Below are 19,654 nucleotides of genomic sequence, written 5' to 3'. Positions count from 1 at the left end.
AAAGTACATCATTATGTGTACAAAGTACACAATGTCTGCAAAAAAAATTATACGTTAGGTTAACTTGTTGTTTTTGATCAATTTGGGCTTAAACTTATAGAGCTTTCCTGGACGGTGAGATACATTATCCTCCATTTCATTAAGGTCTACCAGCCAGTTTTTAAGAGTGATTTTTTTACGGAAGTTTCGGCGGTCCAGCGGTGTATTCAGGATCGCCTCATACACTTCCTGCAGTTCCCGGAGTGAAAATTTTTCATCCAGCAGATTGTGTATTACCGGGTGTTCCTCAATCTGCCCGCGCAGATGCAGCAGGCTGGTGGCCAAAATTTCCTTGTGATCGAATGCCAGCTTGTGCACATTTTTTACGGTGTGCCAGCGCAGGTCATTATTATTGATCTTGAGTTTATGGTTATTAATGTTTACAAGGGAGTAGTAGGCTGTTGAAACCACCCTTCCCGATGGATGCCGGTTTACCGTACCGAAAGTATGCACCTGCTGCAGGAATACATCATCCAGGTCGGTTCGCTCTTTTAGTATCCGGTAAGACGCTTTATCAAGATCCTCATCGGGCCGCACCAGGTCTCCCAGCAAGGAATACAGTCCGGCAAATTCCTTCAGGTCCGATTTGATCAGTAATACCTTCAGTTCCTTTTCCTCGTATCCGAAAATGACGCAATCGACGGACACCGCGATTTTAAAATACTCCAGGTGACTGCTTTTCTCCAGCGCCGCCGTTTTCAGATTTGAACTTTTAGCCATTGTTTTCGTGATGGTTACAAAAGTACAATTTGAGTTATAAAATCCCCGTGGTTTAGCCGCATTTTCCGGAAGTACTTTAAAACATCTAACAACCGATCGTTTGTTCAGTCACAATAAAACGTTAAACAGTCTACGAAAAAATCGTAGAACAGAAATCCGGGGTATCTTCCGCAAAACTTTTTATGAGATATTTTTTGACCGTTGCCTGTGTGTTCCTGTTAAGGCTGACCGCTCCCGCACAGGACCAGGCGCTATACATCGTTCCGGATAACGCATTGGGTATAAAGGCGGCCAATCTCTTTTCCGAGATCCGGCTGATTCCGCTTGAAACCACCTCCACCAGTTATTTCAACAATATGGCCGACTTTGTGGTAACCCCGGACCGGCTGGTTTTTATGGACAACGAGTCCAACTCGATCCTTATATTCAACAAAGAGGGAAAATTCCTGCATAAGTTCAAAAAGAAAAAATACAAGCTGGGGCCGCTTCAATACAGTTACGCCAAAAACGCCATTTTTTTTACAAGCACCAATAAGAATTACACCATCCCGTTTTCCAAAGTACTGCAAATGACCCAAAAGCCGGGCAACAGGGATTTTTCCAAATACAAAAACATTGAGTTATTATACCTGGGCAACAACGAACAATACCGGGTTGAAAAACAGCCGGTACCCTTTTATGCACTCAACAACCTGTATTATATGAACGGGCGGTACCTGGTACGTAACAGCCGCTACAACAAGTATGCAAAGGACACCGTCCTGTACCACCTGGATATCATGAACGGCAATACCCGGGAGCGCTCCTATTTCCCTTTTCTGAATGTAGCCAAACTTCCGACCGATTTCGACGACATCTCCATCAATATCGACCGGACCCTGAACGACTCGACCGTTTACCTTCAAAAAAATTATGACAACACGCTTTATAAACTGGTGAATGATTCGCTGATACCGGAATACCGGTTTGTATTTCCGGCCGCCAATACGATGCCGTCGTCCTTTTACACAACGGCATTCCGGAACAATATCGATTTCAGTAGCTATAAAACGAAATACGGAAAGGCTATCCGGGCGTTTTTCAATATCATCGATCTGGATAAGGTATTGTTCTTTGGTATGAACGACAATACCTGGGGTTACAAACGCTATGTGTTTAATAAAAATGCATCGCTTCTCTACGATCTTTCAAAAATTACTTCAGACAGTACCACCTGTTATCTTCCCGCAGGTATCTTTTCCAAAATCAGCAATTACGATCAGGATTATGTATATACCTATGTTTCTCCCAGCGACCTGATAAAGGAAAAGGCCAGTATTCTTTCCAGGTATAATAATGAACCGCCCCCCTTCCTGAAGGAACTGCTGGAGCAGATCGGCAAATTCAGTAATCCTGTTATCATCCAATTAAAAATCAATCCTGCTGTAAAATGAGACGCCTTGTACTACTGACCTTGATCCTGCTTCCTTTTGCAGTTTTTGCCCAGAAAAAAACCGGCTCTATCAAAGGCATCCTGTATGATTCGATCAACGATTATGCTTTACAGTCGGCCTCCGTTACCGTTTATAAACAGGCCGATTCCAGCATCGTGGAATTTCAGCTGTCCAATACCCAGGGCGAGTTTGAGATTAAAAATATTCCGGTAAAAACAGCGCTGTACTGCATGATCTCCTATACGGGATACCGGCCGCTGATCCGGAACTTCCAGCTGGATACCCTCACGATGCTCACAAACTTTGGAAAACTGTTCCTCACCCACCAGGGTAAGGATGAGTTAGACGAAGTAGTGATAAAAGCCGTACAGCCACTGCGTATGAACGGCGATACCCTGGAGATCAATCCCGATGCCTTCAAGCTGGATTCCAACGCCGTTGTAGAAGACATGCTCCTCCGCGTGCCGGGGCTTACCGTTTGGGGAGATGGCACCATTACCATGAACGGCCGGAAGCTGGAAAAGGTATATGTAGACGGCAAGCCCTTTTTTGGCGGGGCCGCCCAAACAGCCACCCAGAACCTTCCCAAGAATGCCATCGAAAAGATACAACTGTACCAGGAAAAAGATGTTTCCAAGCTAACCAATACAGAAGAAAAGACCGACTCCCTTTACTCCATGAACATCAAACTAAAAGCCGATAAAAAGAAAGGGCTGTTTGGTAAAGTAGGCGCGGGATATGGAACGGATAACCGTTATACCGGGGATGCGGTGGCGCAGGCATATGATAAAAAGAACCAGTTAGGCGTCGCCGCCGGCATTAACAATATCAATAAGGAAGAAGGTACCGGCGAGAATGCGTTTATGGAAAACACGTTCAAATCGAACTTCCGGTTCTTTTACGGGGGAAGAGGAAATGCCAATGACGGTATTACCCGGCGAACCTATGGCAATCTGAAATGGCAGCATAGTTTCTCGGAATCTGAAAATTCCCAGTTCTATAACCGCTTTACCAGCGACTACGGATACCTGAACACGTATAAGAATTATTTATCCAACAGCACCAGTGTACAAACAGTTGACAACTATAAGCTGAGCAATATCAGTAACAATAAAAGCAACAACGACAATACCAGTAATACGGTCAAATTTCTTTATGAGAACCGGAAAAAGTTCGGCAATTATGTAAACATCAGTGCCAACTACGTAAACCAGTACAGTACGAGCTCCAGCGAGGGGCAAACCAATGTTTTCAGGAATGATACCACGGCGGTGAGCCGGAACTCCAGCAGCAGCTATTCTACCTCCAACAGTAATAACTTTTATATGTTTGGCTGGATGCGCTCCAATGATTATGAAATGCGTGACGATCCGCGGAAGAATTACTCCATTAACTTCGGTGGCGGGTATAATGAATCGCAGACCAACAGGGGAACCATTAACACCCTGGAATCTTTGGCAGACAGTATTTATACCAATACCATCGATCGTAAATATAATAACTACAATAAAAGTTACAATGCCAATATCGGTTTGAATTATGATGGACTCCGGCCCCTGCTTTTTGGCATCTACAACTTTTTCAACATCAATATGTCGTTGATGAATAACATCAACTTCTCACGGAATGAACAGGATGCCACCGCTTTTGACCTGGATACGCTTACCCATCAGTATGTGGTTAACCAACACCTCACCAATACCAATACACTTACAAACTTCAGCTATAATCCCGCGCTGAACTTTAACAAGTCCATCAACAAATCGGTATGGGGCAAATATTATTACTGGCTGAACTTCGGTATGGATCTGCGATACCAGTTCCTCAACCAAAGCAATGAGTCCAGCATCCTTAACCGGAACATCGACCGTTCGTTCAACGCATTTGTTCCATCGCTGAATGCCAACTTCAGCTATCAAAAGGAAAACGCAATGCGGATCAACTCTTACGTGTGGGCCAATATGAGCGCCCAGCCGCCATCTATCGACCAGTTATATCCCATTATCGATGATGCCGAGCGATATAATATGATTGCAGGGAATCCTTTTCTGAAAGCGCCCAAAACGAAAAACGTGAACTACAATTTTGAGATCAACCGGGCAAGGCTCAATAGTAAAAGTAATTATGGGGCAAGACTGGGATTCAATTTTAATGATGTAAGCCGGGCCATCGGCGACAGTCTGGTATATCTGTCAGACTCTACCGGCAGAAGTATCCGATATCTTATTAATGTGGGGCATCAACGAACCCTGGGCGGAAACCTTAATCTCAACTTTTCCACCAATATCAATAAGATGAACACCATCAGTTTCAATTATACCGCTTCACTAAACAACAACAACCGTCCCGGATATATCAACAATAAAATGTCTACTTCCGACAACACCAGTCTTAGTAACAACTTCAACGTTCTGTATAACTGGATCGATAAATTCAATATCAGCATTGGTGAAATCGTTTCCACCAACCGCAACCGTCAGTCAAACAGCAAACAGCCGGTCTCTATGATCCGCAATTATACCACCACCAGCAATATCAATTATTTTATTACCAAGTCACTCACCTTTAACACGTCCGTTAACTATCAAACCAATAAAGCTGCCAACAGAGAAGCGGTAACGGCTACCATCTGGAATGCCAATGCGATCTACCGTTTCATGCAGCAAAAGGCAGAACTACGGCTTTCTGCATTCGATCTCCTGAGGCAAAACAAAAACATTGTCAATTCTTTGGCGAATAACGCCGCCATTACTACTGTTACCAACGGGCTTCAGCAGTATTATATGATCACATTTTCTTACTACCCCCGTAAATTCGGAGGCGGCGGTAACAGGCGTTCAGGCGGATCTCCGGGCATGATCATGATGCGGCGCTAATCCAGTACATGCTTTGAGCTGCCATTGCAGCAGATCATTGCCCGGTAATACAGCACTATCCGGCATGGGGTGCCGATCGTACCCGTTATCGCTTATCGCTGCGCCCGTTTGCGTTCCGGAGAGTTGTCATGACCTCCAAAAAATCATGCCTGCTTTATGCTTTAAAGAGGTGCTATTTCCCGGTTTTAAAGTACTTTTAGATCCGCAAATGGCATCTATGTATACAAAAGAAGAAATACGCGCACTGCAGGATCAAACCCGGGCCTTTTTAAAAGAAGGAACCAATTTACCCGCCACTCCCGAAGCACTGGAAAGTTTGCGGAATGTACTGCGCTTTCATGAACACCGGTATTATGTGCAGAACGATCCCCTCCTGGCGGATACGGAATACGATCATTTGTATAAAATGCTGGAAGCGGTAGAAAAAGATCAACCCGATTGGGTTACACCCGATTCACCTACCCAGCGTGTGGGCAAAAGTTTGAACGGCAATTTTAAAACGGTACAACACCTGGTACCCATGCTTTCGCTGGACAACTCGTATAACAGCGATGATCTTAAAGATTTTGACCGGAAGGTATTGCAACTGTCAAAAAAAAATGCAGTCACTTACTGCGTAGAACCTAAATTCGACGGCGGAAGTATTTCCCTTATTTATGAAAACGACCTGCTGGTAAGGGGTGCTACCCGGGGCAATGGTGTGGAAGGCGATGAGATCACCACCAATATCCGCCAGATCCGGACCGTACCACTTTCGGCGACCTTCAGCCGGTACGGGATCCAGCAGATCGAAATCAGAGGCGAGGTATTGATTAATAAAAACAACTTTAAAAAATACAACGAAGAGCTGGCAGAAAAGGGACAGGCTCCCCTGGCCAACCCCCGGAATGCCGCTGCCGGCACCCTCCGGATCAAGGATCCGGCAGAGGTGCGTCGCCGCAACCTGGAAGCCTTTGTGTACCATATCAGCGACTATACGTTATTGCCGGGCCGGGAACTGCCGGAACCACTGCAAACCCATGAAGGCTCGCTGAAACTATTGTGGGAACTGGGCTTCCGGAGCCCGGTAAAAGAACTCCGCACTTTTGAGCGGATCGAAGATGTGATTGATTACTGCCTGGAGTTTGAAGAAGGAAGAGACGGGCTTCCTTACGAAATCGATGGTATGGTGATAAAGGTAAATGCCATCGATATGCAGGAACAATTGGGCATGACCTCCCACCATCCCCGCTGGGCTATTGCGTTTAAATTTAAGGCCCGGCAGGCCACCAGCAAATTACTGGAAGTAAAATTCCAGGTAGGACGTACGGGATCCGTAACACCCGTTGCCAAAATAGAACCGGTTTTTATCGGAGGTGTTACGGTAAGTTCGATTTCATTGTTTAACGAGGAAGTGATCCGGGAAAAGAACCTGAAGATCGGCGACACGGTATTGGTTGAACGCGCCGGCGATGTGATCCCCTATATTGTAAAATCGATGGAGGACCTGCGGGATGGCAATGAAACGGAGATTCATTTTCCCAAGGTTTGCCCGGTATGCAGTAGTGAACTGTTTAAAGAAGCGGAGGAAGCGGTTTGGCGCTGTATCAATATCGAGTGTCCGGCACAGGTGGTGGAACGGATGATCCACTTTGTGAGCAAGGATGCCCTGGACATCCGCGGCTTTGGAGAGGCAAATGTTCGCAAGTTTTATGAATTGGGATGGCTAAAGGATATCCCGGGTATTTATAAGCTCGACTTTGAAAAACTGGGCGCCCTGGAAGGCTTTGGGAAAAAGTCCATCGATAACCTGCAGCAAGCCATCGAACGCAGTAAAACACAGCCGCTGCACCGCATTATTTTCGGACTGGGGATCCGCTTTGTAGGCGAAACCACCGCCAAGGTGCTGGCCGCCAATATCAGTCACCTGCTGGAATTACAAACCTTTTCGCAGGAAGCCCTGCAAGGCCTGGAAGACATTGGTCCGAAGGTAGCCGGCAGCATTGTACATTTTTTCAGCAACACCTCCAATATTGAAATGATCCGGGAGCTGGAAACACTGGGTGTGCAACTTACCAATACACATAAGCAACTGGATATAGCGGGAGCGCTTGCAGGTCAAACATTTTTATTTACCGGAACCCTTCCCACCTTAAAACGCAGCGAAGCCGAAGCCATGGCAGAGGCTCAGGGTGGAAAGATCGTAGGTGGCGTAAGCGCCAAATTAAATTACCTGGTTGTAGGTGAAGATGCAGGCAGCAAATTGGAAAAAGCCAAAAAGATCAATACGGTAAAGATCATTACGGAAGCAGATTTTTTAAAAATGGTGCAATAATGGAAGGAAAAGGTTTCAGGTTTGAAGCTTAACGTTTGAGACTGGGTTTCGTTTTTAGCTGGAGGGAAAACGCTTCACTCCGGGTTGCTGCGATATAGACGGGTATCGAACGAAGGAAAGATCATCGAATAGCAACGAAATCTTTACTACCACATTTAATCTTTTACATTCCTAGCGGCCGCTCTCAATCAGTTTCAACGCCTGCTCCATTTCCAGGTCGCGGCTATTCAGGTAGTCCTCCAATGTATACGTTACGGTGATATCCGGCCGCAGGCCATGACCGGTTTCCGTTACGGGATTCGTGGCATTAAAAGGGATCAATCCGAAAGAATAAGCCACACCCGTGTGTTTCATCCGGTTGTGGAACATAATACCCGCGGTAGTGGTATTACGGCCCCCCCCGGTTTCTTCGCCGATCAATACAGCACGTTTATCCATACCCAACGCATTGGCCATAATAGCAGCCGCAGAAAAAGTACCCCCGTTTACCAGTACATACAATTTATTTTTATAGGACCCGTTAAACGGTACCACATTCCCCCAGCCTTGCAGGTTATAATCTTTTACATATTTCAATTGATTCCGCTTAACCGTATCTGAAGGCGGCAGCACCACTCCCTTGATCAGCTCCGAAGGGAATTTTACGGGCTGTACCGGCTTTGTGATCAGCCCTTTCAGCAGCATCAGCATTAATCCCTGTTGCCCGCCGGTATTGCCCCGCAGATCCAGGATCAGGTGGCTTGTTTGAGAAAGCTCTTTCAGAAATACCATCGCAAACATTTGCTGATCCGCTGCATCCCATGCCGGTTCAAACGTATTTACTTTCAGATACGCCGTTCCCCGGTCCATCCGCCTGAAGTTCAAGAACGGCTGCTTCCGGTTTACAGAATCCGGTTGCTGCACCGCCGGAGTGGTAGGTTTGCCGCGTATGATCACACTATCCACAGACTGGTGATGCGCATAAACTACGTTGAGCGTTTCGCAGTTATGAAAAACATATTCCCACAACCCGCTCAGCGCCCGGTAGTTCAGGAAGAAATATTTGAACGTGGTGTTATAGCCATCCGAGCACATAAACTTCAATACGGAATCAATGATCACTTCCGGTGAGAGACCATTGATCTGTTCGATGGCTGCTCCTGGCGGGATCGTTTTCCCCTCCCCCGTATGCGCAAGCGCGAAGATCTTTTTACCGATAAACCGCAGCTGCAGCTGGCTGAACGGGGAATCATACCGCAGTATGAATGTTGCAATATCCTGCTCCGTAATTTTTTCCGGGTCAAAATAATTTAACGCCATATGGCCATCGCCGATGCGGCTTATTACGGGGAGCAGCCGGTAATACACCTGCCGGGCGGTGAGCGAATCCGTTATCCCCTGCTGCAGGCGGTCAAAATCTTTTTTCAATTCACCGGGCGAAATATATTGTATAAGGTTCAGGTGGTATTTCTTAAGATCTTTATACAGTTGGGCAATATCGCTTTGGATGGCGGCCGGAGCATGCTTCTGCACCACCCTTTCATAAAGGTACTGCGCCTTGCAGGCACCGTGGAGCAGCAGGCATAAGACCGTCAGTTTTAGAAATTTCATCCCGATTGCTTACTTTTTTTCCGTAATGCCAACCGTTTCCGGCCCATGTGGGAGGTTGTCGCTTTTCTTACCAAACTCAACCCGATAGATCTGGATCAGCAGTAAAAAATAGGACATAAACAACGGGCCAAAGATCAGTCCCATAATTCCAAACAGCTTCAATCCCAGGAGTACCCCAAATACGGTGATCAGCGGATGGATGTCGCCTATTTTTTTCAGGATCGTAAACCGTAATACGTTATCGATGCCTCCTACAACAATGAGGCAATATAAGGTAAGCCCAATGCCGTTACCAACACTTCCCGTGGCAAATACCACAATACAGATGGGTATCCATACGATCATCGTACCAACCGCCGGAACCATCGATGCCGCACCGGTGATCAATCCCCACATTACAAAATTATCTACTCCAAAGATCCAGTATCCCAGTACGGCCACCAGGCCCTGGCATAGGGCCAGGATCGGAATCCCCAAGGCATTGGAGCGCACCATCATCTTTGTTTCTTCCCAAAGGGTTTGAGTATTGTCATCACTGAAAGGGATAAAAAGCCGGACCCGTTTTTCCATTGCCCGGGCATTTACCTGCATGAAATAAAGAATGAACAATGCTGTAAAAATATTTACGAAGATCTCTGCCACCGAATTGAGGATACCCGGAAAATAAGCTGTTACTTTTCCCAGGGTACGCATCATCGATTCATCGGAAAGATTGATGCGGTTCAGCAGCGGCTTGCTGGCAATAAAGGCTTTTACGGCGTTGTATTTTTCGATGATCACCTGCTTATTGGCCAGCAGGTTGCTTATTTGGGGGATCATTACTTCAATGATCAGCCACAAGGGCAATGCAATCACCAGCAAGGTGGCGAACATCAGGCAAAAGCTGGCCAGCGATTTTTTCCAGTTTCGCTGTTCCGTTAGCCGGAAAAAGGTTTTGCGGAACAGGATATACAGGGTAATTGCTCCCAGGGCGCCGGGTGTAAAATATCGAAGGTTAAAAAAGATCATAAACCCAAGCAGCCCGATCAATAATATCAATACAATTTGCCGGAGTATATTGTTATCAATTTTTCTATAGCTCATTTTATGATTTTATGCCTATAAAAATAGCTTATTTTGATCATTGTTTTACTTCCAAATACAGGGAGCATCTTATCCCTGGTTTATTTCCCTGATGATGGCCGGGCGCTATAAAGTTTTTTCGCCGGCCCTTTTTATCAGCAGCACTCCGGATTGCATTTTCCCTCCATTTCTTAAATTCAGCAGCCGTCATGGCAAACATAAAATCTTTAGGAAAGCGGCCGGCATTCCGTTTTACGGCTTCTTTTAAACGCTTGGTTTCTACACCATACAATTCGGCCAGATCCCTGTCCAGCATCACCCGCTCCCTGCGGACAACGTAGATACGATTCAGGATCTTCTGTTCGGCAACTAGCTGCTGCAATGTATTCCTGGCCATAGCTTTTGGTATTTAACATCTGGTTCTGAATCTGGAGGACGCAATCTGCGACCTCCAATCTTTTTATGCGCTTTTATTACCTGTTTTGATCTCAGTTTCTTAATCCTCTCAAACCGGAGGTCGCAAATTGCGTCCTCCAATATTGCCCTTTATAAACTTGTTTCTGATTTCCGGATCACTGATCGCCGGAACCGGTATACGCCTTTGTTTTTCCATAAGTTCATTGTTACATTTACCGCCCGGTCATAATGATTCTTTGCATGCGTTCAATCACATATGGGTTGACGTTTTTAAATAGGTACTGTATAAAGATACAAAATATTGTCTTTGGAAACTAGCGGATCGCCCCTGCCCCATTTATTAAACCCTCCGGACCCATAAGATTACCGGCGTTTTAAAATCGATGCATTTCACGGCCTTCCCACTGATCCATATATTAAAAATTAACTATTATCTTTGCAGCACCTATTTAAAAACACCAAAAGCCGCAGCTCATTGTCTGAAAAAATATACAATATCATAGAGTTCACGCAACGGAATGTTTTCTTAACCGGGAAAGCCGGCACGGGGAAAACAACCTTCCTGAACCAGTTTATACGCACCACCATCAAGAACAGCATGGTAGTGGCGCCTACCGGTATTGCCGCCATTAATGCGGGGGGTGTAACCATCCATTCCATGTTTGGATTGCCCCTTACCACGTTTCTGCCCACAACAGATCCTGTTGACCGGAACGAGGCCATCAATATCCCGCAGCTGCTGCCGCATTTTAAATACCGGAAAGAGAAGCTGGATCTTTTAAGAGCACTGGAGATACTGGTCATTGACGAAGTGTCCATGCTCCGTGCCGATGTACTGGATATGATTGACCTGGCACTTAAAACGGCTCGACGCTCAACACTAGCCTTCGGGGGGGTGCAACTGCTGTTGATCGGCGACCTCTACCAGCTGCCGCCGGTAGTAAAACCGGCTTCAGAAAAACTGTTGTCGGCGTTCTACCCTTCGCCTTATTTTTTTGAATCGAAGGCACTCAAGACCACTCCTTTTGTAACCATCGAACTAACGACGGTTTACCGGCAGAGCGACCCGGTTTTTATTTCGCTGCTCAATTCCATCCGCGAAGGCGAAACCAGCCGCATCGACTTTCCGTTACTGAACACCCGGTACCGGCCCGGCTTTGAACCGCAGGACCGTTATGTGTACCTGGTGTCACATAATTATATGGCAGATACGATCAATAGCCGGCAACTCAATGAACTGGCCGGAACCGGGATTCCCTGCCCTGCCATCATCAATGGCGATTTTAAAGAACACCTGTATCCCAATGATCCCAACCTGTTGCTGAAATCCAATGCCCAGGTAATGTTTATCCGGAACGACGCATCCGAATCAAAAAGATATTATAACGGGCGGCTTGCCCGGGTATTACGCGCAGAAGAAGACAAAATTGTAGTAATGCCCGAGGGCTCGGAAACGGAACTGACCGTGGAACGGGAACTATGGGAAAACAAAAAATATTACCTGGATGACAAAAAAGAGATCCAGGAAGAAGTGATCGGCAGCTACGAACAGTTTCCCTTCCGCTTAGCCTGGGCCGTTACCATTCACAAAAGCCAGGGGCTCACTTTTGACAACGTGATCATCGATGCCGGTGCCTCTTTTACCAGCGGCCAGGTATATGTGGCACTGAGCCGTTGCCGCACGCTGGAGGGCATTGTTTTAAAATCGCCTATCAGGCCTTCCAATATCTTCCGGGATGAACGGATCACCGATTTTCATGAAGCAACCGATGCTTCCGGAAAGATTGAACGGATCTATGAAACGGAAAAACATGCTTTTGCGGCCAGCAAACTATTGCGCACACTGAACTGCGCTTCGTTTTTAACGGTTATGGAAAACTGGATGCAGGCAGGCCGGGAAAAAGCGCTGCACGACGAGGAAGCATTTACCCGGGTAACGGAGCCGATAAAAGCGCATAGCCGGTCGCTGGAAACAACCTTTATCAAGTTTGAAGGCTTTGTGCAACGGAAGATGCGGGAGCCCTCTTCGGACACCTGGGATATGATTGCTGAGAAAGGCGCAGGAGCCGTCAACTATTTTTTTGACCAGGTGCAGGAACAGATCTTTATCCCTTTAAAAACATATTACAACGGCACCAAAAATCAGAAAGGCGTAAAAAGCTATATCCGCACGGTGGAACAATTCATGGCCGAACTGGAGGCTTACCTGCAGGGATTGAAAAATGCCAGCTTCCTGGAAAAGAAGCTGCTGGCCGCAGAAAAGAACATTGAAGCAACCATAAAAGAAAAAGCCCAGCCCTCCCACCTGGTCAGCTACCACCTGCTGGAAGAAGGCAACACAGCCGAAGAAATCGCAGGTGTCCGGAACCTTGCCGTTAGTACGATTTACGGACATTTTGCCCAGGTGGCCCAGGTAGGTATATTGGATATCCAACGGCTTTTTTCAGAGGAGCAACTCCAGGTATTTAACAAGGCATTTGAACCCGATAAATGGCCCTCGGTTACCGCCGCCAAAGCAGCGCTTCCTGTTTTTGAGTTTCACGAACTACGGGTATTGATCAATCATTTCACTTATTGGGCAGGTAAGGAAAAGAAATCGGCAAAGACACCCTCCTGATAAAGCTGTAATCAGTCGCTGAAACAACTTCCCCGTCCACGCCCCATCAAATGTTTCGTTAACGCTAACATATTTTGACATGCACCGTTCCATAAAAACAACCTGATTCCCCGCGCTTCAATCGCCCGTTAGTGCGGTGCACCCTCCCCGGAATTAGCGGTGTTTTTTCGTCTTCCAAAATCGTAACTTTAAGAAAACTTCTACCGATGCCTATAAAAACAGGAGCCCTTATACCGATCCTGCTGCTGTTTTTTCTTGCTGCAGGTGCACAAAAAAAACAGATCACAGAATTTATAAAAGGGGGCATTTTATTGGTGAAACTTAACAACGGCCTTACCACCGGTTTTGGCGCCCATACGCCCGATTTGTATACCGGGGGACTGGCATTAACACCCCAGGTTACGGTAGTGCCCAACAGGCTGCGACTGGGCGCGAATGGCTGCATCGTTTATAACAACAAACAGATCTCCGGGCTATTTGGTCCTGTAGCAGCCCTAAAGCTCACAGACCTGCGTACCAATAAACCGATGGCTCTGGCCTTTGGAAACCTGCAGCTCCTTGCTGAAGCAAACTGGGGCACGCACCGGCAACGGATGGCCGGCGGTGGTATCGGGCTGGAGTTATTGCAAAAGATCCAGCTGGGTGTTACCGCACAGCGGGATTATCATTTGAACCAGTGGTGGTTCCAGTCCTTTATCGCTTACCAGTTTAATAAGACAAAAAAGATTAAACCGCAATTCGAATAAAAGATCATGAAGAAAGCGCTCATCATCAGTGGCGGCGGCTCCAAAGGCGCCTTTGCTGTAGGGGTTGTAAAAGACCTGGAAACAACCTACCGGCTTACTTTTGATACCGTAGTAGGAACCAGTACCGGTGCATTGATTGCTCCGCTTGCAGCCTTAAACCAGCTGGACGTACTGGAAACCTTGTACACCAGCGTAACGACAGACGACCTCCTGGAAGCGCAAAACCTGGGCGCCAGTATCTGGAACGGCAACTCGCTGTATACCGCCAACGGTCTTGGCAGCAAGGTACGCCAGATTTATACCGATGCCTTTTATAACCAGCTGCTGGCATCCGGAGCAAAAGTATACCTCACCACTACCTGTTTGCAAAGCCAGGAGCTGGTGGTATACACCACGGATCCGGATCCTGCCGCCGGTACATATTACCGTACGGAGAAAATAAAGAGTGCCGAGCAGTTCCGTAGAGCGGTAATGGCCTCTGCAAGTCAGCCAGTATTTATGCCGCCTGTACGGATCAATAAAGACCTTCCGGGAACAAACAACCCGGCATTTCAATATGTGGATGGGGGAACGCGTGAATACGCCGGCATCGGCATCGCTTTGGAAGCCGGTGCCCAGGAGCTGTTCACCATTCTGCTTTCTGCCCGGAATAATGCGCCCGATCAAAGCAGCTATAACGACCTGCTGGCGATCCTGCTGCAAACCGTTGCCGTTTTTATAACCGATGTAGCAGACAATGATCTGTTTGCTTCCCGGCAGTATATTCATTTCATCAACTATATCAACCAGGTAAAAGCGGCCATGAAAGCAGACGGCATTACCGATGCTGCGCTTGATCGTTATTTTGGCAGTACCAACCCCGATTACCAGAACCTGATCAACCGGGCCCCGGTAAAATTACATATCCTACAACCGGATGCAGCGCTGGACGGCGGCCCCGGCGGACTGGTATTTGATCCTGCTAAAATGCAGCAGATGGTTCAGCTGGGCAAAACAGCCCTTCAACATTATGTAGCCCGTTTAAGACCGGGGGAAACAGACTGGGCCTAGCTCCGTAACGCGGAAAATGCGGATCTGACTTCATTTATACCAGTATGCATCTTTACAAAAAAGCGGATTGTAATCAAATGATCTGATTACAATCCGCTTAATTACAAATCCCGTATAAATAATCACCCTATCAGCCAACTAAAGTGGCTGTGGAGGTGATTTTGGTATTTAATAATTTGCTAATGGGGCAATTGGCTTCGGCATCCTTAATGGCCGCGTCGAACTTTTCCTGGTCAATACCCGGTACGGCAGCCTGTACATCCAAATGACTTTCGGTCACCGCGCCATTTTCAAACGTAACCGTACATTTTGTATCGATGTTGGTAGCCGTAAAGCCCGCTTCATTCAGTACAAAGCTCAGCTTCATGGTAAAACAACCGGCATGAGCCGCTGCTACCAGCTCTTCCGGGTTGGTACCGGGATTGCCTTCTTCAAACCGGGTCTTAAAAGAATAAGGGGTTTCGTTTAACACACCGGATTGTGTGGACGTTTTTCCGGTTCCTTCTTTTCCCGTGCCCTGCCAGTTGGCTGTTGCAAAACGTTTCATGAGTTTTTTATTTTTATTGGTTAAGAGAATGTAGGTTCTATCGTCGTCATGGTTTCTTCACGGTCTTCCGGTGCCACATATTCCAGGATAAAATTATTCTTTCCGTCCCCGATCATGATCTTCAGAAAACTCTGCTGCACCAGCTCCAGTACAGACAGGAAAAGAAAGATAGCATGCACGCGGGTTTGTGCATGATCAAACAATTTTTCAAAAGAAAGGGTCTTGGCCCGCTGTGCTTCTTCCATCACCTGGCTCCGGCTGTTTTCCATGGTATAATTGTACCGCACCACGGTATGCACCGGTGTATTGACCTTATCCGAATAGCGCTGCATGGCCCGTTCGAAAGCCTTCATCAGCTTAAACATGGTAATAGCATGGATCTCCGTACCTTCCCCGGCTTCCTCGCCGATCACCGATAATTCTTTTTGAATATTGCCGCGCTTTACCATCAGCATCCGCATCGCCTCCAGTTCGGCCATTTGCGCCGATGCTTCTTTAAAGCGTTTATACTCCAGTATCTTATTTACCAGTTCTTCGCGCGGATCGATCTCGTTGCCCTGGGCATCCAGCTCCTTGCGCGGGATCAGCATTTTTGCCTTGATGCGCATCAGTGTGGATACAAACAAAATAAATTCGCTGGACAGTTCAATGTTCAATGCATCCTGTTCTTTGATGTATGCCAAAAAATCATTGGTGATCTGGGTGATGGGGATATTGTAAATATCCAGCTCATCCCGTTCAATAAAAAACAGCAGCAGGTCAAACGGACCTTCAAATTGAGAGAGTTTTATCTGATACGTTGCGCTCACTTAAAAGTATTGAATCTGTAAAAGAAGACAAATGTAACAAATAAGGTCCTGACACTAAAAAACGCCCTGCATCAGCAAGGCGTTTTGTGAATAAATTGGGCAGATTTTATCGTTTTTTCAGTTCATCACGGATCTCTATCAGCAATTGATCGGTTGAAGACGGTCCTTCTGCCGGCGGCGGCGGTGTATCCTTCTTCATTTTATTCATTGCTTTTACCATCCAGAAGATCACCAGGGCCAGTAACAGAAAATTAATGGCGATCGTAATAAAATTACCGTAGGCAAAGATCGAAGTATCGGCGATCTTCCGGGCTTCTTCCAGCTTGGTTCCGGGAGGAACAGTTCCCTTTAACACCACGTAAAGACTGCTGAAATCCGGCTTGCCAATGAGCGCACCCACCACAGGCATAATAAGATCATCAATAATGCTTGTAACAATTTTGCCGAAGGCGCCGCCGATGATTACACCCACCGCCAGGTCGACCGCATTGCCTTTTATAGCAAACTCTTTAAATTCTTTAAGCATTCCCATGTGTCTGAATTTTTAAGTTTTATAAATAGTGATTCGAATTACTGAGATGCGCTGGTGCGATGCTGCCGCTTAAACAGCCATGATTTCCTTTTCCTTTACGGCAAGGTACTTTTCAATAAGTGCAATGTATTTGTCGGTAAGTTGCTGGGCAGTAGCTTCAGCATCTTTTACCCCGTCTTCGCTTAGTCCTTCTTTCTGCAGTTTTTTTACGCCCTCAATCACTTCCCGGCGCGCACTCCGCACCCCCACTTTGGAGTTTTCTCCTTCTGCATAACTCCGCTTTACCAATTCCTTTCTGCGCTCTTCAGTAAGCGGTGGCAAAAACAGGCGGATATTGATACCATCGTTCTGCGGATTGATTCCGATATTCGCCGCAATGATGGCCCGTTCAATAGGCTGCAGCATATTTTTTTCCCAGGGTTGAATATTGAGTGTGCGGGCATCCAGTACCGTAATGTTCCCAACCTGGTTAATGGGCATTGCAGATCCGTAATAGTCTACATAAATCCCATCCAGTATCTGCGGAGTTGCTTTCCCGGCCCTGATTTTGGCCAGCTCCGATTCCAGGTGAGCGATGGCTTTCTGCATACCTTCCTCCGATGATTCAATTAGCTTACTTACTTGTTCCTGCATAAAATCAAAAAATTTTAAGATTGCAAATCTAATGAATTGGAACTGAAACTATGGAGTACAGGGTTGAAATGCAGAAATTACCTGTTACTAATGAACGCGGTTCTGAACTTTTTCCTTGGTTTGCAGGTTGATCACTTTAGATTGGGAAGGTGCACTGAGCCGCTCTTTGTTGGCCTGGTTTATCACATATCTCCGGTGAATAACGAGCTTTCTTTTGGGTAGTGTATAGTAAAGGATCGCCAGCGCGATAAAGGAGGTTCCAAACAGGGCCAGGATCAGGGCGGTATTGCCAAAACCACGGCTTAAATAGGTAACAAGAATCAGGGAGATATTGGCCATCACACAGATCAGCGTTACAGTCGAATGTCCGAGGCCGCGATCCAGCAACAGGTGATGCACGTGATTCCGGTCCGGTGAAAAAGGCGACCGCCCCCGCAGGATCCGGTTCCCGAAAACCCGGATGGTATCTACCAGCGGCACAATCAGCACCGAAACCCCTACCGCCACCGCCGATGTAATCGGTAGCGCTGCGCCCGGCTCGCTGGCCACATGGATAAACTTCAGTACCAGTATGGAAACGACCATGCCCACCAACAGGGATCCTGAATCGCCCAAAAAGATCTTTGCAGGGTGATAATTAAAAATGAGGAACGCCATTAACGCAGCCGAAAGACTAAAGGAGAAAGCCGCGTAGGGATACATTTTGGCCAGCAGGAAATAGGTTCCGAAAAGCAGGGTGGCCATCAGCCCAAGACTGCCGGACAAACCATCGATACCATCAATTAAATTATAGGCATTGATGATCAGGATGATGGTGAAATAGGTTAAGGGTACCCCGTACATGGGGTCCAGGGTTTCCATTCCAAAAACACCATGCATACTTTCAAGACGCACACCCCCCAGGTGAATAATGATGGCCGCTGCAATGATCTGTGCCACAAACTTTTTTGTAGCAGACAATGCGATGATATCATCTTTAAGCCCAATAAAGAAGGTAAGCGTGGCCGCAGCCAGGAAATAACGCATTTCCGGAGCATTGGAAAAATTAATGCACAAGAGCCCCGCAAAAAGAAAACCGACAAAAACACCCACTCCGCCTAAAGAGGCAATTGCATGTGTGTGGAGTTTACGTTCATCCGGTATATCATACAGTTTCTTCTTGTCAGCAATGAGCATTACAACCGGAATTGCGAGAAACGCGACTATAAAAGCTATTATAGCTGTTACCAGAATTTCTAGCATTAAATAAGGTTTACGACAGCAAAAGTAAGCTTTATAACCAAGATTGCAATTTTTGGGCAGGTTTTAATAATAAAATAAATCCGGAGGGGGTCAGAATTCATTGCTAATGAACAGGAATTATCAAAAAAAAAATGCACTTTTGCTGTTCAAAAAACAAACTATGGCAAGTTTACAGGAAATCGCATCACAGGTTAGACGTGATATTGTTAGAATGGTTCACGGTGCAAACAGCGGCCACCCCGGCGGATCTCTTGGATGCGCTGATTTTTTAACCGCCCTGTACTTTAAGGAAATGCAGCACGATCCCGCGTTTAATATGGATGGGATCAATGAAGACCTCTTCTTCCTGTCGAACGGCCATATTTCACCCGTATTTTATTCGGTTTTAGCCCGTTCCGGTTATTTTGATGTAAAGGAACTGGCTACCTTCCGCAAAATAAACAGCCGTTTGCAAGGGCATCCGGCCACGCATGAGCACCTGCCGGGTATCCGCATCGCGAGCGGATCGCTGGGCCAGGGAATGAGCGTAGCCATCGGTGCCGCCCTGAGCAAAAAAATGAACCAGGATACGCACCTTGTATACTCCCTTCACGGTGACGGGGAACTGAACGAAGGACAAAACTGGGAAGCCATTATGTTTGCTTCGTCGCATAAAGTAGATAACCTGATCGCTACAGTAGACTGGAACGGCCAGCAGATCGACGGCCCCACGGACAAAGTAATGAACATGGGCAACCTGAGCGAAAAGTTCAAAGCATTTGACTGGGAAGTAATGGAAATGAACGGCAATGATATGGATGAGGTAGTGGCTACACTGGATAAGGCCCGGGCCGCTACGGGTAAGGGTAAACCGATCGCCATTATGATGCATACCATTATGGGGAAAGGCATCGACTTTATGGAAAACGACCACGGCTGGCATGGCATTGCACCCAATGACGAGCAACTGGCCAAGGCACTGGAACAACTGCCGGAAACACTGGGAGATTATTAGGTTTCAGGTTGAGCCCGGAAAGTTTAAGGAACC

16 protein-coding genes are annotated in these 19,654 nt (G+C 46.7%); 7 read left to right on the top strand and 9 right to left on the bottom strand.

All coding sequences use genetic code 11. From position 1 onward, the window contains the following. Positions 1-54: 54 nt before the first annotated feature. Positions 55-759 (bottom strand): NUDIX hydrolase, encoded by a 705-nt coding sequence (locus tag LQ567_RS19065; protein WP_231007241.1) that lies wholly within the window; start codon positions 757-759, stop codon positions 55-57. A 182-nt stretch (positions 760-941) separates the two neighbouring features. On the opposite strand from LQ567_RS19065, the gene LQ567_RS19060 reads away from it, so the two are divergent. From LQ567_RS19060 to ligA, 3 genes are all read left to right on the top strand, one after another. Continuing rightward, the gene (locus tag LQ567_RS19060; RefSeq protein WP_231007240.1) at positions 942-2,192 is read left to right on the top strand and encodes a 6-bladed beta-propeller; all 1,251 of its coding nucleotides are present in this window, start codon (positions 942-944) and stop codon (positions 2,190-2,192) included. Then, a complete protein-coding gene (locus tag LQ567_RS19055; protein WP_231007239.1) occupies positions 2,189-5,068 on the top strand; it encodes an outer membrane beta-barrel protein in 2,880 nt (959 codons plus the stop codon). The genes LQ567_RS19060 and LQ567_RS19055 overlap by 4 nt, the downstream gene beginning before the upstream one ends. Before the next feature lie 145 nt (positions 5,069-5,213). Further along, positions 5,214-7,382: an NAD-dependent DNA ligase LigA gene (gene ligA, locus LQ567_RS19050; RefSeq protein ID WP_231007238.1), complete on the top strand. Its 2,169-nt coding sequence runs from the start codon at positions 5,214-5,216 to the stop codon at positions 7,380-7,382. Positions 7,383-7,553: 171 nt separating this feature from the next. Here the strand turns inward: ligA and LQ567_RS19045 are convergent, their stop codons facing one another. Genes LQ567_RS19045 through LQ567_RS19035 form a run of 3 tightly spaced genes read right to left on the bottom strand, consistent with a single transcriptional unit; the run spans position 7,554 to position 10,431 of the window. Continuing rightward, positions 7,554-8,972: a S41 family peptidase gene (locus LQ567_RS19045; protein WP_231007237.1), complete on the bottom strand. Its 1,419-nt coding sequence runs from the start codon at positions 8,970-8,972 to the stop codon at positions 7,554-7,556. Positions 8,973-8,981: 9 nt separating this feature from the next. Beyond that, positions 8,982-10,055, bottom strand: a complete 1,074-nt coding sequence (locus LQ567_RS19040) for an AI-2E family transporter (RefSeq protein ID WP_231007236.1) — start codon at positions 10,053-10,055, stop codon at positions 8,982-8,984. Between the two features lie 37 nt (positions 10,056-10,092). Continuing rightward, entirely contained in the window at positions 10,093-10,431 is a 339-nt protein-coding gene (locus LQ567_RS19035) for an ORF6N domain-containing protein (protein ID WP_231007235.1), read from the bottom strand. Positions 10,432-10,887: 456 nt separating this feature from the next. Here LQ567_RS19035 and LQ567_RS19030 point away from each other — a divergent pair, with 456 nt between their 5' ends. From LQ567_RS19030 to LQ567_RS19020, 3 genes are all read left to right on the top strand, one after another. Then, complete coding sequence (locus LQ567_RS19030) at positions 10,888-13,068, top strand: helix-turn-helix domain-containing protein (protein ID WP_231007234.1); 2,181 nt, start codon at positions 10,888-10,890, stop codon at positions 13,066-13,068. Between the two features lie 206 nt (positions 13,069-13,274). After that, positions 13,275-13,814, top strand: a complete 540-nt coding sequence (locus LQ567_RS19025) for a hypothetical protein (protein WP_231007233.1) — start codon at positions 13,275-13,277, stop codon at positions 13,812-13,814. A gap of 6 nt (positions 13,815-13,820) precedes the next feature. Beyond that, positions 13,821-14,864 carry a patatin-like phospholipase family protein gene (locus LQ567_RS19020; protein ID WP_231007232.1) on the top strand — a complete coding sequence of 348 codons (1,044 nt, stop codon included), beginning with the start codon at positions 13,821-13,823 and terminating at the stop codon, positions 14,862-14,864. Between the two features lie 130 nt (positions 14,865-14,994). Here LQ567_RS19020 and LQ567_RS19015 read toward each other — a convergent pair whose 3' ends face one another. The 5 genes from LQ567_RS19015 to LQ567_RS18995 form a co-directional block, all read right to left on the bottom strand. Beyond that, positions 14,995-15,411, bottom strand: coding sequence for an OsmC family protein (locus tag LQ567_RS19015; protein ID WP_231007231.1), 417 nt, complete (start codon positions 15,409-15,411; stop codon positions 14,995-14,997). Between the two features lie 20 nt (positions 15,412-15,431). Next, positions 15,432-16,220: a segregation and condensation protein A gene (locus LQ567_RS19010; protein ID WP_231007230.1), complete on the bottom strand. Its 789-nt coding sequence runs from the start codon at positions 16,218-16,220 to the stop codon at positions 15,432-15,434. Between the two features lie 106 nt (positions 16,221-16,326). Continuing rightward, the gene (gene mscL, locus LQ567_RS19005; protein WP_231007229.1) at positions 16,327-16,752 is read right to left on the bottom strand and encodes a large conductance mechanosensitive channel protein MscL; all 426 of its coding nucleotides are present in this window, start codon (positions 16,750-16,752) and stop codon (positions 16,327-16,329) included. A 69-nt stretch (positions 16,753-16,821) separates the two neighbouring features. After that, positions 16,822-17,385, bottom strand: a complete 564-nt coding sequence (gene frr, locus LQ567_RS19000; protein WP_231007228.1) for a ribosome recycling factor — start codon at positions 17,383-17,385, stop codon at positions 16,822-16,824. Between the two features lie 87 nt (positions 17,386-17,472). Continuing rightward, positions 17,473-18,561 (bottom strand): MraY family glycosyltransferase, encoded by a 1,089-nt coding sequence (locus tag LQ567_RS18995; RefSeq protein WP_231007227.1) that lies wholly within the window; start codon positions 18,559-18,561, stop codon positions 17,473-17,475. Between the two features lie 172 nt (positions 18,562-18,733). Here LQ567_RS18995 and LQ567_RS18990 point away from each other — a divergent pair, with 172 nt between their 5' ends. Further along, on the top strand, positions 18,734-19,621 hold the full coding sequence (locus LQ567_RS18990) for a transketolase (protein WP_449586101.1): 888 nt from the start codon (positions 18,734-18,736) through the stop codon (positions 19,619-19,621). Positions 19,622-19,654 lie beyond the last annotated feature (33 nt).

It is taken from the genome of Niabella pedocola (assembly GCF_021044425.1).
GTDB lineage: Bacteria > Bacteroidota > Bacteroidia > Chitinophagales > Chitinophagaceae > Niabella > Niabella pedocola.
The sequence above is the reverse complement of the archived record's forward strand: the minus strand, read 5'-3'. Positions and strand labels throughout refer to the sequence as shown.

Bases quoted from the DNA above. Each gene is read 5' to 3' on its own strand.
- LQ567_RS19065 (WP_231007241.1), bottom strand. From the start codon at position 759: ATGGCTAAAAGTTCAAATCTGAAAACGGCGGCGCTGGAGAAAAGCAGT.
- LQ567_RS19060 (WP_231007240.1), top strand. From the start codon at position 942: ATGAGATATTTTTTGACCGTTGCCTGTGTGTTCCTGTTAAGGCTGACC.
- LQ567_RS19055 (WP_231007239.1), top strand. From the start codon at position 2,189: ATGAGACGCCTTGTACTACTGACCTTGATCCTGCTTCCTTTTGCAGTT.
- ligA (WP_231007238.1), top strand. From the start codon at position 5,214: ATGCCTGCTTTATGCTTTAAAGAGGTGCTATTTCCCGGTTTTAAAGTA.
- LQ567_RS19045 (WP_231007237.1), bottom strand. From the start codon at position 8,972: ATGAAATTTCTAAAACTGACGGTCTTATGCCTGCTGCTCCACGGTGCC.
- LQ567_RS19040 (WP_231007236.1), bottom strand. From the start codon at position 10,055: ATGAGCTATAGAAAAATTGATAACAATATACTCCGGCAAATTGTATTG.
- LQ567_RS19035 (WP_231007235.1), bottom strand. From the start codon at position 10,431: ATGGCCAGGAATACATTGCAGCAGCTAGTTGCCGAACAGAAGATCCTG.
- LQ567_RS19025 (WP_231007233.1), top strand. From the start codon at position 13,275: ATGCCTATAAAAACAGGAGCCCTTATACCGATCCTGCTGCTGTTTTTT.
- LQ567_RS19020 (WP_231007232.1), top strand. From the start codon at position 13,821: ATGAAGAAAGCGCTCATCATCAGTGGCGGCGGCTCCAAAGGCGCCTTT.
- LQ567_RS19015 (WP_231007231.1), bottom strand. From the start codon at position 15,411: ATGAAACGTTTTGCAACAGCCAACTGGCAGGGCACGGGAAAAGAAGGA.
- mscL (WP_231007229.1), bottom strand. From the start codon at position 16,752: ATGGGAATGCTTAAAGAATTTAAAGAGTTTGCTATAAAAGGCAATGCG.
- frr (WP_231007228.1), bottom strand. From the start codon at position 17,385: ATGCAGGAACAAGTAAGTAAGCTAATTGAATCATCGGAGGAAGGTATG.
- LQ567_RS18995 (WP_231007227.1), bottom strand. From the start codon at position 18,561: ATGCTCATTGCTGACAAGAAGAAACTGTATGATATACCGGATGAACGT.
- LQ567_RS18990 (WP_449586101.1), top strand. From the start codon at position 18,734: ATGAACAGGAATTATCAAAAAAAAAATGCACTTTTGCTGTTCAAAAAA.